The 16,259-nt window shown below is 62.5% G+C and carries 18 protein-coding genes and 1 pseudogene; 16 read left to right on the forward strand and 3 right to left on the reverse strand.

Annotated features, from left to right (window positions below; all coding sequences use genetic code 11):
- Positions 1 to 141 (forward strand): annotated as a pseudogene (locus VNZ93_RS10150) (amidohydrolase); the annotation flags it as partial.
- On the opposite strand, the gene VNZ93_RS10155 reads toward VNZ93_RS10150, so the two are convergent.
- Complete coding sequence (locus VNZ93_RS10155; protein ID WP_325703810.1) at positions 125 to 643, reverse strand: MarR family winged helix-turn-helix transcriptional regulator; 519 nt, start codon at positions 641 to 643, stop codon at positions 125 to 127. The pseudogene VNZ93_RS10150 and the gene VNZ93_RS10155 overlap by 17 nt on opposite strands.
- Positions 644 to 829: 186 nt before the next feature.
- Here VNZ93_RS10155 and VNZ93_RS10160 point away from each other — a divergent pair, with 186 nt between their 5' ends.
- The 6 genes from VNZ93_RS10160 (at position 830) to VNZ93_RS10185 (ending at position 6,394) form a co-directional block, all read left to right on the forward strand.
- Positions 830 to 2,032 carry an acyl-CoA dehydrogenase family protein gene (locus VNZ93_RS10160; protein ID WP_325703813.1) on the forward strand — a complete coding sequence of 401 codons (1,203 nt, stop codon included), beginning with the start codon at positions 830 to 832 and terminating at the stop codon, positions 2,030 to 2,032.
- A gap of 66 nt (positions 2,033 to 2,098) precedes the next feature.
- Positions 2,099 to 3,097, forward strand: coding sequence for a TRAP transporter substrate-binding protein (locus VNZ93_RS10165; RefSeq protein ID WP_325703816.1), 999 nt, complete (start codon positions 2,099 to 2,101; stop codon positions 3,095 to 3,097).
- A 35-nt stretch (positions 3,098 to 3,132) separates the two neighbouring features.
- Positions 3,133 to 3,633 carry a TRAP transporter small permease gene (locus tag VNZ93_RS10170; protein WP_325703819.1) on the forward strand — a complete coding sequence of 167 codons (501 nt, stop codon included), beginning with the start codon at positions 3,133 to 3,135 and terminating at the stop codon, positions 3,631 to 3,633.
- Positions 3,630 to 4,907, forward strand: coding sequence for a TRAP transporter large permease (locus VNZ93_RS10175; RefSeq protein ID WP_325703822.1), 1,278 nt, complete (start codon positions 3,630 to 3,632; stop codon positions 4,905 to 4,907). Before VNZ93_RS10170 ends, VNZ93_RS10175 begins: the two co-directional genes overlap by 4 nt.
- A gap of 99 nt (positions 4,908 to 5,006) precedes the next feature.
- Positions 5,007 to 5,462 carry a type II 3-dehydroquinate dehydratase gene (locus tag VNZ93_RS10180; protein ID WP_325703825.1) on the forward strand — a complete coding sequence of 152 codons (456 nt, stop codon included), beginning with the start codon at positions 5,007 to 5,009 and terminating at the stop codon, positions 5,460 to 5,462.
- Positions 5,459 to 6,394, forward strand: coding sequence for a glyoxylate/hydroxypyruvate reductase A (locus tag VNZ93_RS10185; RefSeq protein WP_325703827.1), 936 nt, complete (start codon positions 5,459 to 5,461; stop codon positions 6,392 to 6,394). The genes VNZ93_RS10180 and VNZ93_RS10185 overlap by 4 nt, the downstream gene beginning before the upstream one ends.
- Here the strand turns inward: VNZ93_RS10185 and VNZ93_RS10190 are convergent.
- Complete coding sequence (locus VNZ93_RS10190; RefSeq protein ID WP_325703831.1) at positions 6,347 to 7,309, reverse strand: LysR family transcriptional regulator; 963 nt, start codon at positions 7,307 to 7,309, stop codon at positions 6,347 to 6,349. The two genes, VNZ93_RS10185 and VNZ93_RS10190, sit on opposite strands and share 48 nt — an antisense overlap.
- A 114-nt stretch (positions 7,310 to 7,423) precedes the next feature.
- On the opposite strand from VNZ93_RS10190, the gene VNZ93_RS10195 reads away from it, so the two are divergent.
- The 7 genes from VNZ93_RS10195 (at position 7,424) to VNZ93_RS10225 (ending at position 13,916) form a co-directional block, all read left to right on the forward strand.
- The gene (locus VNZ93_RS10195; RefSeq protein WP_325703834.1) at positions 7,424 to 8,875 is read left to right on the forward strand and encodes a 4-hydroxyphenylacetate 3-hydroxylase family protein; all 1,452 of its coding nucleotides are present in this window, start codon (positions 7,424 to 7,426) and stop codon (positions 8,873 to 8,875) included.
- Positions 8,875 to 9,363: a flavin reductase family protein gene (locus VNZ93_RS10200; protein WP_325703837.1), complete on the forward strand. Its 489-nt coding sequence runs from the start codon at positions 8,875 to 8,877 to the stop codon at positions 9,361 to 9,363. Before VNZ93_RS10195 ends, VNZ93_RS10200 begins: the two co-directional genes overlap by 1 nt.
- A gap of 15 nt (positions 9,364 to 9,378) precedes the next feature.
- Positions 9,379 to 9,795, forward strand: a complete 417-nt coding sequence (locus tag VNZ93_RS10205) for a RidA family protein (RefSeq protein WP_325703840.1) — start codon at positions 9,379 to 9,381, stop codon at positions 9,793 to 9,795.
- Positions 9,796 to 10,003: 208 nt separating this feature from the next.
- The gene (locus VNZ93_RS10210; RefSeq protein WP_325703843.1) at positions 10,004 to 11,032 is read left to right on the forward strand and encodes an ABC transporter substrate-binding protein; all 1,029 of its coding nucleotides are present in this window, start codon (positions 10,004 to 10,006) and stop codon (positions 11,030 to 11,032) included.
- A gap of 139 nt (positions 11,033 to 11,171) precedes the next feature.
- Positions 11,172 to 11,981: an ABC transporter permease gene (locus tag VNZ93_RS10215; protein WP_325703846.1), complete on the forward strand. Its 810-nt coding sequence runs from the start codon at positions 11,172 to 11,174 to the stop codon at positions 11,979 to 11,981.
- On the forward strand, positions 11,981 to 12,799 hold the full coding sequence (locus tag VNZ93_RS10220) for an ABC transporter permease (RefSeq protein ID WP_325703849.1): 819 nt from the start codon (positions 11,981 to 11,983) through the stop codon (positions 12,797 to 12,799). Before VNZ93_RS10215 ends, VNZ93_RS10220 begins: the two co-directional genes overlap by 1 nt.
- Positions 12,780 to 13,916 carry an ABC transporter ATP-binding protein gene (locus tag VNZ93_RS10225; protein ID WP_325703852.1) on the forward strand — a complete coding sequence of 379 codons (1,137 nt, stop codon included), beginning with the start codon at positions 12,780 to 12,782 and terminating at the stop codon, positions 13,914 to 13,916. The genes VNZ93_RS10220 and VNZ93_RS10225 overlap by 20 nt, the downstream gene beginning before the upstream one ends.
- Before the next feature lie 10 nt (positions 13,917 to 13,926).
- Here VNZ93_RS10225 and VNZ93_RS10230 read toward each other — a convergent pair whose 3' ends face one another.
- The gene (locus VNZ93_RS10230; protein ID WP_325703855.1) at positions 13,927 to 14,580 is read right to left on the reverse strand and encodes a DUF1028 domain-containing protein; all 654 of its coding nucleotides are present in this window, start codon (positions 14,578 to 14,580) and stop codon (positions 13,927 to 13,929) included.
- A 41-nt stretch (positions 14,581 to 14,621) separates the two neighbouring features.
- On the opposite strand from VNZ93_RS10230, the gene argE reads away from it, so the two are divergent.
- Positions 14,622 to 15,806, forward strand: coding sequence for an acetylornithine deacetylase (gene argE, locus VNZ93_RS10235; protein ID WP_325703858.1), 1,185 nt, complete (start codon positions 14,622 to 14,624; stop codon positions 15,804 to 15,806).
- Positions 15,803 to 16,243, forward strand: a complete 441-nt coding sequence (locus tag VNZ93_RS10240; protein ID WP_325703861.1) for a heme-binding protein — start codon at positions 15,803 to 15,805, stop codon at positions 16,241 to 16,243. Before argE ends, VNZ93_RS10240 begins: the two co-directional genes overlap by 4 nt.
- The last annotated feature ends 16 nt before the right edge of the window (positions 16,244 to 16,259 follow it).

Here is a 16,259-nt window from a genome sequence, read left to right on the forward strand (position 1 = left end):
CACATCCTGTTCTCGACCGACTGGCCGTTCGAGAATATCGATCACGCGGCGATCTGGTTTGACGCTGCATCGATCAGCGAAAACGACCGCATCAAGATCGGCCGCACCAATTGTATCGATCTGTTCAAGCTGAAGATTTGATGCGGCGCTTCACGCGCTGTTTCGCCGGCCGCTCTTTGGCGGCCGGCCGTTTCCCCGCCGTCGTCTCGATCTTTTCGAGATTGGCGTAGACGCGCTTCAGCAGGTCCTTCAGCGTCACGACCTCGCGCGCGCTCATGCCTTCCATCGCAACATCCTCATAGTGCAGCGCGTGCGGAACGATCGTCTCGGTCAGCGCAAGGCCGCGCGCGGTCAGCGTCAGGCTGAGTGCTCGGCCGTCGAGTCCGGATCGTCTTCGCACAATGAGATTCTTGCGTTGCATCGCGACCACGAGCCGCGACAACGTCGACATGTCGATCGATGTTCGCTCCGACAATTCTCCCAGCCGATGGTCGCCCTTGTGCCAGAGTTCGACCAGCACGCGCCACATCGGCAACGTCACGTCGAACGCCTCGATATCGCGTGAGAACATCAGACCGACGCGCAGGCCAGCGCGATTGAGGAGGTACGGAAGGAAGTCCTGCAGGATCAGTTTGCGTGGCATGATGTCTGAGCTGGTTGCAGCGACCTGAACTTCGATAGGCGCGCAGGCTTTCTCATTCAAGCACTTTTGCGAGCATTTTCGTATCCTTCGCGGCGCAGCATAATTACTTGCAAATGCAAGTTTATGCTTGCCGGTCGGCATATGCAGGTCTATCCTCAATAAAAAATAAGAACCGGGAGGATAGACGTGACCCTTGCAGCAGCCCGCACTTCATCCGTGCCTGGCGTCGCCGAATTGCTTCGGCGTGCCGAGACAATCGGCGCAATGGCGCGCGAGCGCGCGATTGAGTTCGAGAAAGCCCGGCAGGTATCCGCCGATATGGTCGAGCGGATGCGTGAGCTCGAACTCTTCCGCATCATGCAACCGAAGCGGTTCGGCGGATTCGAACTGGGGTACGACGTCTTTGTTGAAGCGGTTTCGGCCGTTGCCAGCGGCGACGGTTCGACCGGTTGGGTCTACAGCCTCGGTGCCGTGCATCCCTGGATGATCGGTTGTTACCCGGACGAAGCCCAGCACGATTTCTGGCGCGACAGCCTCGATACGATTGCAGCGGTATCCTATGCTCCTGCCGGGAAAGCCGCTGCGGAACGTGGCGGCTACAAGCTGAGCGGTCGCTGGAGCTTTGCCAGCGGCGTCGATAACGCAACATGGGGAATCGTCGGTGGCATCGTGCCGCTGGCAGATGGACCAAGGCCCGGCTTTTTCCTCGTGCCCAAGGCGGACTTCACGATCCACGACGACTGGAACACGATGGGTCTGTGCGGCACCGGCAGCAAGACCATCGTGATTGACGAGGCGTTCGTACCCGCACATCGCGTTGTCACCTTTGCGGAAATGCTGACGGGGCAGACACCGGGTGCCGCCATCAACACCAATCCGATCTATCGGCAGCCGATGCTTGCCGTCGTCCCACAGTGCCTTGTGTCGCCCGCACTCGGCATGGCGCGCGGCGCCCTTAAGGCCTTCATCGAGCAGGTCGGCACCCGTACGACTCGCGGCGCGGTGGCTGGCGGCAACAACCGGATGTCGGAATTCGCCACCGTTCAGTTGCGTGTCGCCGAGGCGACGGCGTCAATCGACGCCGCGCAACTGATGATCCACCGCGATCTGCGGGAAACCAGCGAGACCGTGCATCAGGGCAAGCCCGTGGGTATCGACATGCGGCTTCGCAACCGGCTGACACATACCTTCGCCACCAAGCTCCTGGTGCAGGCGGTCGACGCCGTATTCCTTGCGATGGGCGGCTCCGCGCTCGGCATGCAGCATCCGGTGCAGCGCTTCTGGCGAGACATCCACGCGGCGAGCTCGCATATCAGCCTGAACTGGGATGCGGTTGGCGCGATGTATGGCCAGCACGCTTTCGGCCTTGAGCCGAAAGGACAATACTAGTCAGACGTTCTCAATTCGACGCAACGTAGAACCAAAGGGCAGCAAGCCCACACAGGGAGAGACCCCATGAACGCACTTCGCAACCTGGCGATCGGTGCTGCCGTGCTGCTTTCAGCCTCGGCGGTGCAGGCCCAGACACACACCATGAAGATTTCGTCGCCGACGGTGAACGATCTCAGCCAGGAATGGGCGAAAGAATTCAAGGCGGGTATCGAGGCCCGTTCCGGTGGCAAGATCAAGGTCGAGTTCTATCCGGCCAATCAGCTCGGACAGATTCCCGCGACCGTCGAAGGCACTGCCATGGGCACGATCGAAGCGGTCGTGCCGGCATCCGGATTCTTCATCGGCCTCGAGCCGCGCTTCCAAGTGTTCGATGCGCCGGGCCTCTTCAAGGACATGGAGCACGCGCAGCGCGTTTTCGCCGATCCGGAAATCCGCAAGCAGCTCTCGACGCTGGGAAACAGCAAGGGAATCGAGCCGATCGCGATCCTGCCGCATGGTCCGCTCCTGCTACTTTCCCACAAGCCGATCAGAGCGGTCGCCGACTTCAAGGGACAAAAGATCCGCGTCCCGGGCGCAGCGCCGCTGCAGATCGAGCCCTTCAAGAAGCTCGGCGCAGCTCCGGTGTCGATGCCCCTCGGTGAAGTTCTCTCGGCGATGCAGAACCGTACCATCGACGGGCTGATCGCGAGCGCCACCGTCTTCACCGCTTTCAAGTATTACGATGTGGCGAAGGGTCTGACTGCCCTGCCCGGCTCGTTCCTGATCGCTCCGGTAATGGCCAACCGCAACTTCCTAAAGTCGCTCGGGCCGGAGCTGGAGGCTATGGTCCGCGACGAAGCCTTCAAGGCGCAGCAGAAGGTCCAGAAATTCGCTGTCGAGGATGTCGGCCGCACTGCCGATATCTGGAAGAAGAATGGCGGCGAAAACATCTCGCTGTCCGAGGGCGAGAGCAAAGCCTATCTCGACCAGGTGAAGTCGGTCCTCCCCGGACTGCTCAGCGCCAATGCGACCATCAAGGCAGACTTCGACGCGCTCTCGGCCGCCGCGCAACGTGCGAACTGAGGCCTCCGCCTTTGCTGCGATCAATCGATAAACATGTGGACGCGCTCGCGACTTGGATCGAGCGCGTCCTTGCAGTTGCGCTTCTCGTCGGCATCTCGCTCAATGTCATCAATGTAATCGGGCGCTATCTCGCTGGCTTCGCCCTGAATGGCGTCGACGAGATCGAAATCTACATCCTGATCTGGATCGCATTCCTGGGCGCCGCACTCGTGACCTGGCGCGGCGGCCACCTGCGCATGGACGTTCTCATTCTCGCCTGTCCGTCGTCCGTCCGATGGCTTGTGGGGTGGTTCGAGATGGCGGTGATGCTGGTGGTCTCCGCCTTTGTGGCATGGCAGTCCTTCAAGTATGTCGAGCGCATTTATGCGCTCGGAGCGGTTAGTGACATCGCCCATATCCCGACATGGATCCCGCATAGCGCGATCGCGGTGAGCTTCGCGGCGATCGTGCTGATCGTGCTGTTGCGCGGCTTGCAGAGGATCGCCGGCTCCGGTCAAGAGCCGGCCGACAAAGCAACGGAGCGCGCCGGCTCATGAGTTTCGCTCTCGGCTTCGTTCCGATTGCCCTGCTGCTGCTGGGCTTCCCGATCTTCCTCGTCTTGCTGACGGCGGTGACGGTCGCGCTCGTTTTCTACATGAACGTACCTCTGGCGGCCCTGCACCAGAACCTGTTTGGTTCGGTCAATGCTTACGCGCTGCTGGCGATCCCATACTTCATTTACGCCGGCGAATTAATGGGCCGCGGCAGCGTCGCGCAGCGCCTCGTTGATTTCGTCCAGAGCGGCGTCGGCTCGCTGCGCGGCAGCCTCGGCATCACCACGGTCGGGACCGCGACGATCTTCGGCGCAATCTCGGGCGTGAGCGCCGCCGCTGTCGCAACCATCGGCCGCGTGATGTATCCGTCGATGACGAAGGCTGGATATCCCAAGCCGTTCGCTGCTGGCCTGATTACGGCCGTCGGCGCAATCGACATCATCATTCCGCCCAGCATCCCGATGATCGTGTACGGCGCGGCCGCCCAGGAATCCGTGCCGCGGCTTTACGCGGCGGGCATCCTCCCTGGGCTTCTGATCGCGGGGCTTCTCGCGGGCTATGTGATGTGGCGCGCCAGACGAGAGAATTTCGGCGCGGGCGAGCCGTTCGATCGCAGCCATTTCTTCCGCGCCACCGTGCGCGGGCTGTGGGCGCTCGGCGCACCGGTGATCATTCTTGGCGGCATCTATGGCGGCGTATTTTCGCCGACCGAGGCCGCAGCGGTGGCCTGCATCTACGCCATTCTGGTGACGCGCCTTGTCTTCCGAGAGCTTTCCTTTGCGGAAATCATCGAGGCGGCCGCCGCGACCACGCGCTTCACCGCGCAAATCCTGATTATTGTGTCCTGTGCCGGCGTGTTCTCGTGGCTCCTGACCGTCAATCAGGTACCCGCCGCGCTGGTGAGCTTCCTGCAGTCACTTGGCGTCGGGCAATGGACCTTCCTGCTCGCCGTCAACGTGCTGCTGCTGGCGGTGGGATGCTTCCTCGATCCGCTATCGGCCATTCTGCTGCTGACCCCGCTGCTGATCCCGGTGGTGAAGGCGCTTGGCATCGACACCGTGCATTTCGGTATCGTTGTCATGGTGAATCTGGCGATCGGGCTGTTTCATCCGCCCTTCGGCATCAACATCTTTGTCGCACAGTCGGTCCTCGGCATTGACCTGAAGACGATCTATCGCGGCATCCTTCCCTTCGTCGTGCTGTATCTCATCGCGCTCGTCCTGATCACATATGTCCCGGCAATATCGCTTGTGGGTGTGTGGGTGCTCATCAATTGACGAGGATTGGCGGGCTGCACTCCGCGGCCCGCCATCGGCATTTGCTGAACGCCGGGCTTTTGGTGTACCGACGGATCCCACAAAGACTGGTGGGATTGCATGACACAGCCGCGGCTTCTGTTTCTGAACGGCCCCAACGCCAACCTGTACGGCGTCGACGCGAAGGGAACTTACGGTACGGAAAGCTTTCCGACGATTGAGGCGCGGTGCCGTTCGCATGCGCGGAGCCTCGGCGCGGCGCTCGACTTTCGCCAGTCCAATCACGAAGGCGAGCTGATCGACTGGATCCAGGCGGCCCGGCAGGACACCGACGGCCTCCTGATCAACGGCGCGGGCCTGACCTACACCTCCATTGCGATCCTCGATGCGCTGCTGGCTTACGAAAAGCCGATCATCGAAGTGCACATGAGCAATATCTACAAGCGCGAGCCGTTCCGGCATCATTCCTTCATCTCAAAGGCGGCAACCGGGATCGTGGCCGGCCTCGGGCCGCTCGGTTACGAGATGGCAATCACGGCGATGGTCCGCCTGCTCGACAAGGCGGCGAAGGCATGAGCCGCGACGCCCTGATCTTCTACAGCGCGTTCGACGATCCGGCCGCCTGGAAGAAGACGCTGACCGCGGAGCTTTCGGATCTCGATTTCTTCACCGATCCCGATGCCGTCGATCCGGCGCGCGTGAATTACGCTCTCGCGTGGAAACCTCCGAGCGGCTTTTTCGCGCGGTTTCCCAATCTGAAGCTGGTCACCAATCTGGGCGCCGGCGTGGATTCGTTGGTCGGCCGCGACGACCTGCCGGACGTGCCGATCTCGCGTCTCTCCGATACCGGCATGGTCTCGCTGATGTCGTCTTACGTGTTGTTTTCGGTGATCCGCTATGCGCGCGACATCCACATTTTCGAGCGCGCACAACGCCGCAGCGAATGGAAATATGTGCATCCGCGCGCGCTGTCCGACATCCGCGTCGGCGTCCTTGGCCTTGGCGAACTGGGCGCACCCGCCGCGCAGGCGCTGGCACAAACCGGCTTCGACGTGCGGGGCTGGAGCCGCAGCCTGAAGACTGTTCCCGGCGTCACATGCAGCGCCGGAATCGAAACGCTCGACGACTTTCTTCGCGACATTGAAATTCTGGTGATCCTGCTGCCGTTGACGCCGGATACACGCGGCTTGCTCGATGCGCGCCGTCTCGCGCTGCTGCCGGCGGACGCCAAGCTGATCAATGCGTCGCGCGGCGCTGTTGTCGACGAGACTGCATTGATCGCGGCGCTGCAATCCGGACAGATCGCCGAGGCGACACTCGACGTGTTCGTGGTCGAACCACTGCCGAGGGACCACGTATTCTGGCGCATGGAGAATGTGCTGATCACGCCGCATCTCGCCAGCATCACGGTTCCGGAAGCGGCCGCGCGCGAAGTCGCCGAAAGCATCCGCCGCGTGCGGTCAGGCCTTCCGCCGCTGCACCAGATCGATCCCCGGCGGGGTTATTGATCCCGGCGCGAAGATACCGTCCGGCGAAAAGGCATCGCGCACGTAAGCCTGGAAGGCCTGGACCGCAGGCCGCGGCGCGTAATGCTTCAGCCGCAGCGTCATGATGCGCGTCGGCAAAAGCGTTTCCTCAAGCGCCAGCACCGCGATGCTGTTCCCGTCATAGGCGATTGTGGTCGCAGGGATGGCGTTCTGGATCGCGTATCCGTGGCCATGCGCGACAAGTCCGCGGATCAGTTCCTGCGAGCGCGACTTGAACACGATCCGTGGCTCAAATCCGGCGGACCGGAACAGCCCGAAGAAGTAATCGCGCGAATGCGGCAGGTCGAGCAGGATGAAAGGATCATCGGCGAGTTCACGCAGGCTCACGGATGCCCGGTGCGCCAGCGGGTGATGAGCCGCGACGATCGCGTAAGGCGGCAGATCGATCAGCGGCTCGGATTCGATCTCGTCGGGCACCGCAAGGCTGTAAGCGAGCGCCAGTTCGATGCGGCCGGCAAGCATCGCCGAAATCATTTCCTCCTGGTCGCCCTCCCGCAGGGTCACCGTGATCCCCGGATGCTTCTGCGCAAAGCCCGCGAGCAGACCCGGCATGAAGCGGATCGCAAGGGTGAGGAAGCAGCCGACCGTGATTTCGCCCTTCAGCGCGTCGCCGAGTTCAACGGCGTTCTGCGCAAAATCCTGCGCATGCTTCAGGAGCAGCCGCGCTTCGTTCACCACCCGCTCGCCGACCGGCGTCAGCGTAACACCGCGGGCATGGTGACGGATAAACAAGGGCACGCCGATTTCCGCCTCGAGTTCAGCAATCGCACTGGAGATCGAAGGCTGCGACACATTGAGACGCTTGGCTGCGGCGGTGACATGGCCGGTGTCAGCCGCCGCCACCACGTAGCGCAATTGCCTCAGGGAGAGGTTCATCGGGCTGGGCCCTCATCATCGGAAAATCCGATTAAGGTCGACAGAATAAACTATTTTACCGATCTAGGTGCACCGCGCAATCCTTGAGAAAGGTCAAGGTGCGGAGACGAAGCGATGATCCGGACAGGCGAGCAATACCGGGACGGCATTCGGGACGGCCGGGAGATCTGGATCGATGGCGATCGGGTCAAGGACCCCACCACGCACCGGGCCCTGAAGCCGATCGTCGACATCCGCGCGCGCATGTACGACATGCAGCATGAAGACGCCCACTCTCCGACGCTGACCTACGTCGAAGACAACAAGCGCCATTCGATCTTCAACCGGCTGCCGCGCGAGCAAAAGGACTGGCAGGACAAGCGCGACGCCTGCGACGCGGTGATGAACGAGATCAAGGGTGTGGTCACCCGCGTCGGCGACGAAACCGTGGGCGAGATGTGGTCGCTCTATGACGGCCGCGACGTGCTCAACGAAATCGATCCGCGCTTTGGCAACAACATCGCCAATCACATTCAGGCGGTCATCGAGAACGATCCGTTCCACGTCTCCGCCAATACCGACCCCAAGGGCGACCGTTCCAAGGCGCCGCAGGATCAGGACCCCGACATGATGGTGCATGTGGTCAAGGAGACCGATGCAGGCATCATCGTGCGCGGCGCGAAATACGAGACTGCGTCGGGCTATGCCGACCAGGCATTTCTAAAGCCGACCGTCGGCGCATGGACCAACGAGCAGCTCTCCGATTATGCGGTCGGCGGCATCGTGCGCATGGGCGCGAAGGGCGTGAAGCATATCGCCCGCTCGGGCTTCGCGGGCCGCGGCAGCGCCGCGGATTATCCGCTCGCCAACAAGTTCGATGAAGTCGACTTCCTGATGGTGCTGGACGACGTCCTGATCCCCTGGGAGGACGTGTTCTTCTATCGTTACACCAAGGCCGCACAATATATCCGCGGCACCCTGCATCGCTATTCGGCTTTCCCCTATACGCTGCGCATCCTCTACGTCGCCGACATGATGATCGGCGCCGCGATGTGGAACGCAAAGCAGACCGGCCTCGACAAGATGCAGGCCGTTCGCGAGAAGCTTGCCGACCTCGTCTGCTATCGCGAAGGCATCAACGCGCATCTGACGGCGGCAGTCGCCGCCGCGCAGAAGAGCCCCGGCGACCTGCTCATGCCGAACCAGCCGATGCTGTATGCCGGCCGCGTCTTCGCCTGCGCGAACCTGCCGCAAATGATGCACATTGCTCGCGAATTGTGCGGCGGGCAGATCTGCGTCACGCCGAATGAAGCTGCGTTCAAGGCGCCAGGCTCCGGCAGCTGGCTCGAGAAATTTTACTCGCTGAACGACAACTGGCACGCCGAAGACCGCCGCAAGCTTCTCGCCTTTGCGCGCGACCTGCTCAACTCGGATTACGCCGGTCACCGGCTCACCTTCATCCAGTTCGCGCAGGCGCCGCACTTCAACCATCTCGCCGCGGTCTACAACTCGTTCGACTTCTCCGGCCCGCTGGACTTCGTGAAGCGCGCCGCCGACCTTTCCGATCGCGTGACTGGCGGAAAATAATGAGCGGGGCTCTCGCCGACCGGTTTCGTGACACGATGCGGCGCACGGCGTCCGGCGTCGCCGTTCTGACGACCGACGGCACGGCAGGACGCGCCGGCGTGACCGTTTCGACGCTCTGCTCGCTCTCGATGGAGCCGCCCTCGGTGATCGCGTGCGTGCATCGCGACAACCGCACGCTCGACGCAATCCTTAAGAATGGCTGCTTTGTCGCCAATGTTCTGGCAGTGCATCAGGAGCGTGTCGCGAAGGCCTTTGCCGGTCTCATTCCGGAATTGCGCGACGACCGCTTCGCCAGCGGCGACTGGCGCCTTGCCGCGACCGGCGCGCCACTCCTCCAGGAATCATTGGCTTCGTTCGATTGCCGCACCGCGTCCACGCATGACTTCGGCACGCATTGCATTCTGATCGGCGAAGTCGTCGAGATCATTTCAGGCGACGGCGACCCGCTGCTGTTCGCCGATCGCAGTTTCCACCGATTGGCCGCATAAGGAGTGAATGTCGCCGTGTCTCATACCCGTATCCGAAAATTCAACACGCGCGACGCCTATCCCGAACAAAACCTCGACAACGATGTCTGCATGGCCGTTCGTGCCGGCAACACCGTCTATCTGCGCGGACAAACCGCGATGGATCTCGACGGCAAGATCGTTGGCATCGGCGATGCCGCGGCCCAGACCGAAAACGCCATGAAATGCGCCAAAATCCTGCTTGAAGAGGCAGGGGCCAAGCTCGAAGACGTGGTGAAGATCACGATCTACATAACCGATCGCGCATACAGAGAGGCGGTGTATCGTGTCGTCGGAAAATGGCTCAAGGGCGTATTCCCGGTTTCGACCGGCATCATTGTCAATGGTCTCGCCAAGCCGGAATATCTGATGGAGATCGATATCATCGCGGAAATCCCCGCGGACCGCGCCTAAGCTAATAAAAACCGCCGCGCGCGTGTCGGGCGCGACGACGGCGGAACTCGAAACCACAACGTCCGTGCCCTATGATCGAGGTCAGGGCGACACGGGTCAGGAAACTAGGACGGGCAAGGGATGGCAGGCGACTGCCATCCTCGTTTTGCGTCTCCCGATGGCGCGCAAATTGCTTGCTCTCGGGTCGATCAACAGAGGGAGTACGAGCATGAAACGATTTCTTCTCGCATCCGCGGCGCTAGCCGTAAGCCTGTGGGCGCTACCTGCCAATGCTGCCGAAAAGCTGGTCATCTCGGTGTGGGGTGGCTCCTGGAAAGATCTGGTCGAGCAAACCGTTGCGAAGAAATTCAAGGAGCAGACCGGCGCCGACGTCGAGTTCATCACCGGCGGCACCATCGATCGCCTGAACAAGGCCAAGCTGGCCAAGGGCAATCCGGAAAGCGACATCACTTTCACGACATCGCATGTCGGCTGGCTGTACGCCAATGACGGGCTCTACGAACAGCTCGACATGAGCAAGATTCCGAATGCCAAGTCGCTCGTCGATCAAGCCAAGATCAGCCCGTATCACCTCGGCACCTGGGCTTACGTCTACACGATCGGATATCGGCCCGACATGGTCCCGGCCGGCGTGACCTTCGAATCCTGGAACGACCTCTGGAAGCCGGAGCTGAAAGGCAAGATTTCGGCGCCTGACTTCGACGCGAGCCATCTCGTTGTCGTATCGGCCAAGCTCTCGGGAGCCGACGCCGCAACCTGGGAAAAGGGCGGCGACAAGCTGAAGGCGCTGAAGCCTAACTTCAAGGCTTACTATGCCAACGACGCGGCCTCGCAGCAGCTGATGCAGAACGGCGAAGCCCCGGTGCAGGTCATGCTCTCGATGAACGCCTATCACATCGCAAGCCAGGGCGTGCCGGTGAAGCTGGCCATCCCGAAGGAAGGCGCGGTGCTCGGCATCGACACCATCGGCATCATGAAGGGAACGAAGCAGGCCGATCTCGCCTACAAGTTCATCAACATCATGCTGGACCCTGCCGTTCAGGCCGAGGTTGCGACGATGAAGAAAGGCAGCCCGGTGGTGACCAACGCCAAGCTCAGCGATGATGTCGCAAAGCTCCCCGGCGTGTTCACGACTCCGGAGCAGTGGAACAAGGAAGCACTGGTGATCGACCACAAGCTGCGCGCCGAAAAGACCGGCGAATGGCGCAAGTGGTTCACCGAGAACGTCATCAATTGATGGCAATGGCTGGGCCCGCAAACGCGCGGGCCCGGCCTTTTGCGTTGTGTCGTCGGACTAATTTTCCTTGAATCAGACTGAACCAGAGTCAGGGGCCGCGCATAGCCGGCCCTTCCTGAGGCTGTTCACGGCTCCCGCCGTGATCACGGCGGCAATCTTCGCCGTCGCGATGCTCGCGATCCTGCAATACAGCGTCCGCGCCCATATCCCGGGCTCGCTGGATGTCGGCGGCTTCACGCTCGCCAATTTCGCGGGGATGCTGCGCCCGCTTTACGCCTGGGTGTTCATCGACACTGTTTGGCTGTGCCTTCTGACCGCCGTGCTCAGCCTGATCTTCGGCTATCCGCTCGCTTATGCGCTGGTGCGCTCGCGAAGCCTGTTCATCAAGTCGTTCATCCTGATCGTCACCGTGACGCCGCTGTTCCTCGGCGAAGTGGTCCGCACCTATTCCTGGATCGTGGTTCTCGGTAATAACGGCTTCATCAATTCGGTGCTCCGGGGGACCGGTATTATCGAGCAGCCGATCCAGCTGCTGTTCACGGTCACTGGCGTCACCATCGCGCTGGTGCATGTCACCTTGCCGGTCGTGGTCGTCATGCTCGCGGCGGCCATCGCTCACATCGACCCGGCTTACGAGAAGGCCGCCGAGAGTCTCGGCGCCGGGCCTGTGCGGGTGTTCCTGACCGTGACGCTGCCGCTCTCCGGACCGGGCATCGTCGCCGGCCTGACCACCGCCTTCGCCTGGACCTTCAGTGCGTTTGCGACGCCGCAGCTCGTCGGCGGCGGCAAGGTCAACATGGTGTCGAATCTCGTCTACCAGCTCGGCTTCGCGAATTTCAATTTCCCGTTTGCGGCCGCGCTCTGCGTCGCCGGCCTCGCGCTGACCTATGTCTCGATTGCGGCAATGCGGCTCACGCTGCGCCCGCTCGAAAAGGTGGGCCTGCACTGATGGCGAAACCGCTCTCGCACCGGATGCTCAGTTTCGCCGGCAAGGCGCTGGTGGTCGCCATCCTCGGCTTCATCATCCTGCCGGCCTTCGTCGTGACGGTCGCTTCGTTCAACGACAAGGCGATACTGTCCTTCCCGCCGCAGCAAGTGTCACTGCGCTGGTTCTACAACGCCATCAACTATCGCGACTTCCGCGCCGGCTTTCACAATGGCATGATCATCATGCTCGCGGCGTCGTTCATCGCCTTGATCGTCGGCGCGGCCTTTGCGTACGTGATCGACCGCTACAATTTCCGCGGCAAGCAGTTGCTCGAAGCCCTTCTGCTGGCGCCGCTGGTGGTTCCGCACTTCACCGTCGGGCTCGGCATCCTCATCCTGGCCGCGCAGATGGGCCTGACGCGCACGTTCACGGTTGTCGTTATCTGTCACGTCATCCTGGTGCTGCCGTTCGTTCTGCGCAGCGTCTATATCTCGCTCCGCAATCTCGACCACCGTCTCGAACTCGCCGCCGCGAGCCTCGGCGCGCAGCCATGGCGCGTGCTGTTCACCGTGACGCTGCCGCTCCTGGCGCCGGGCCTCGTCAGCGGCTGGCTGTTCGCTGCGATCCTGTCCTTCAACGAATTCACCGCATCGCTCTTCGTCACCGCACAGCGGACACAGACGCTGCCGGTCGCGATGTACAACTACGTGCGCGAATATGCCGACCCGACGATGGCCGCCATCTCGGTGATCTTCATCGTTGTCACCGCGACGCTGCTCGCGCTCGCCAACGCGTTTCTTGGTCTTGGAAAGGTGCTGAATGTTGAGCAGGCCCGGTAGAGCTTCGGTGACGGCGCCGACCGCCGCCTCGGTGGAAGCTGCCGTGCGCCTTGACGGCGTTACCAAGCGCTTTGGCCCGAGTGTCGCGCTCGATCAGGCCTGGCTGAAGATCGGCCGCGGCGAATTCATGACGCTGCTGGGTCCGTCCGGCTGCGGCAAGACCACGCTGCTGAATCTCGTCGCGGGATTTCTTGCTCCGAACGAAGGCGAGATCTTCATCGACGGCTCGCTGGTCACCGACGTGCCGGCCTTTGCGCGCCAGACCGGCATCGTTTTCCAGAATTACGCGCTGTTCCCGCATATGACGGTGGCGAGCAACGTGGCCTACGGCCTGAAGGCGCGCGGCGTCGGCAAGGACGAGATCGGAAAACGCGTGGCCGACGTCCTCGCGATGATGAAACTCACCGGCTATGAGGCGCGCAAGCCGCGCGAACTGTCGGGCGGCCAACAGCAGCGCGTGGCGCTCGCGCGCGCCCTCGTCATCGAGCCGAAGGTTCTTCTGCTCGACGAGCCGTTCTCGGCACTCGACAAAAATCTGCGCGGCGCGATGCAGGTCGAGGTGAAGGAGATCCAGCGCCGGCTCGGCGTTACCACGATCTTCGTCACCCACGACCAGAGCGAGGCCCTGTCACTGTCCGACCGGATCGCTGTGATGTCGGCGGGACGGATCTGCCAGATCGATACGCCGGAAGCGCTTTACCGGCGCCCGGCTGACCGTTTCGTGGCGTCGTTCATCGGCGAGGGATCGCTGCTCAGCGCAACGCTCGATCGGATGGAAGACGACAGCGCCACCGTATCGGTGGGCCGCAGGGCGGTGACGGTGCCTTCAGCGCCGCTCGCCGGTCAAAGCCCCGGTGCGCGTGTCGACCTGTTCGTCCGGCCGGAACATCTGCAAGTGACCACAACGGGCGACGCCGCCTTCGAGGGAGAGGTCGCGGCCTCGATCTATCAGGGCGACCATGTCGATCTCTATGTCGACACGCCGCAAGCCGCAAACGGACGCCTGATGATGCGGCTCGCGGCGCGCGACGCGGCAGGCATATCGGGCGCGGGATCGAAGATCGCTATCGCCATCACCGGCGAGGATGCGGTTGCCTTCCCACCGGCCGGGGCGTGATGTGGCCGGGCTAGAAACTCGGCGCTGTCCCGGGCGCTCGCGCGCGCGACTCGTAAGCCGCGCGCTGCGGAGCATAGAGATCCCACACGCGCCGCAATTCGCCGATCGGGTCGTCATGCCAGTCGACGCGCAGGTCGACGACCGGCCAATCGAACGTATCGGCGACATGCAGTCCGGCCGCATGTTCGTCACTGATTTCACCGCCGGCTTCGAGACCTGCTTCGAGCGCCCGCATCAGCCGCTCGCCAAGAGGCTCGCCCGCCGCGGACACGAAACCTGCGACCATGCGCGCCGGCACGTCCGGCGACGCGAGAAGGTTGCCAAGCGCCATGCAGGATGGCCCTTCCGCAACGGCAGCAACCGGCAATGCCTCTTTGCCCGAATGCATTGCGACCTGGCCATAGCGGTCGATCACGCCGATCTGCCGATAATCCGGCTGTGGGGTACCGTCGAGGAGAAGGCGCAGCACAGCGCCGGCGCCGAGCCCCTGCCGCAGCAGGTTCAGACCTGCCGGACCAAGTGCGGGGTCGGTGATGTTTTGCGTCGACACACTGCCGAGCGGACTGACCCACGCGCATCGGCTTGCGACGCAGATCGACGACGACGTAATCGCAATGCCGAAAGCTCCGGTCTTGTCGCATCGCGCGGCGATCGAGTACGTCATTGCGCATAACCCTCGCTTGTCTTCAATCGTGATGACATACAATGGCGCCTGAGCAAAGCACCACCGAAATTCTGGACCGGCTGATAGGCTTTGCAAGCGTCAGCAGCGATTCCAATCTGGATATCGTCTCGTGGATCGAAGGCTATCTGTCGCAGCACGATATCGCCTCGCGCCGGATTTATGATCGGACGGGACGCAAGGCATCGATCCTTGCGACCATCGGCCCCGCAGACAGGCCCGGCGTTGTGCTGTCCGCACATACCGATGTGGTTCCCGTTGCCGGACAGGACTGGTCGAGCCCGCCCTTCACGGCGACGCAGAAGGACAACCGGATTGTCGGTCGCGGGGCGACGGACATGAAGGGTTTTGTTGCCTCGGTTCTCGCGCATGTGCCGCAATTCAGGAGCGCCGCGAGCCACACGCCGATCCATATCGCGCTCTCGTACGACGAGGAGGTTGGCTGCCTTGGCGCGCCCGATCTTGTCGCGGCGATTGCGGCTGCGCCAGTCAAACCTGCGCTGTGCATCGTCGGCGAGCCGACCGGACTGTCGGTCGGCTACGCTCACAAGGGCAAGGTGGCGCGCCGCGTGATCGTGAGCGGCCGCGGCGGTCATTCAGCGCTGCCGCACCGGGCCGCCAATGCGGTCTTCGCCGCGGCGCGGATCGTTGCAGCGCTTGAAGGCCTCGCAGAACGGGTGGCTCGTGACGGCAAGCGGGACGCGGCATTCGATCCGCCCTACACCACGATTCACGTCGGGTCGCTGCACGGCGGCACGGCGCTCAACTTCGTGCCCGATCGCGCCGTTCTGGAGTTCGAGATCCGCTACATACCGGACACGGATGTTTCCGCTTTGCTTGCGGAGACCGATGCAGCCATTGCAGCCGCGCGCGACAAGCTGAAGGCGCAGGCGCCGGAAGCCGGCATCGTGGTTGAGGACATGGCATCCTATCCAGCGTTGATGACCGCGTCCCGCAGCGCCGTCGTCGCCGCCGCACAGCGCCTCTCCGGCAGCGCAGGCAACGCAACAACCGTCAGCTTCGGGACGGAAGCCGGGCTCTACGCACAGGCCGGCATTCCGACAATCGTCTGCGGACCTGGCGATATCGGACGCGCCCACAAGGCGGATGAATGGATCGGCCTTGATGAACTCGCAGCGTCGGACCGGATGATGCAGCGGCTGGCGTCGCAACTCGACAAGCCGGCAGAGGAATGGATCGGACAATGACACCACGATCAAGGAACACGACGAGACCGTTTCTCAAGCTGACGCATCACGGCGCGATGATTGCGCTGCAGGGTGCAATCGCCAAAGCAGAAGAACTTGGCGTGCCGCAGAACATCACCATCGTCGATGACGGCGGCAACATGCTGGCTTATATCCGCATGGATGGCGCGAAGCTGCTTTCGGCCGAGACATCGAAGAGCAAGGCGATCACGGCCGCCTCCCACCGGCAACCCACCTCGCGGCTCGATCCTGCGCTGGAAGTGAAACTCGCCATTGCGGCCGGCGGACGGCTCACCAATCTCGAAGGTGGATTGCCGATCGTCATCGATGGTGTCTGCGTCGGCGCTGTCGGTGTCGGCTCCGGTACGGGCGCGCAGGATATTGAAGTCGCGCGCGCGGCACTCAAGGCGCTTGGCGCGGACGATCAGGTGCCCTGACCAGCATTGCCGGGCG

Origin of the sequence: Pseudorhodoplanes sp. (assembly GCF_035565795.1) — a bacterium.
GTDB lineage: Bacteria > Pseudomonadota > Alphaproteobacteria > Rhizobiales > Xanthobacteraceae > Pseudorhodoplanes.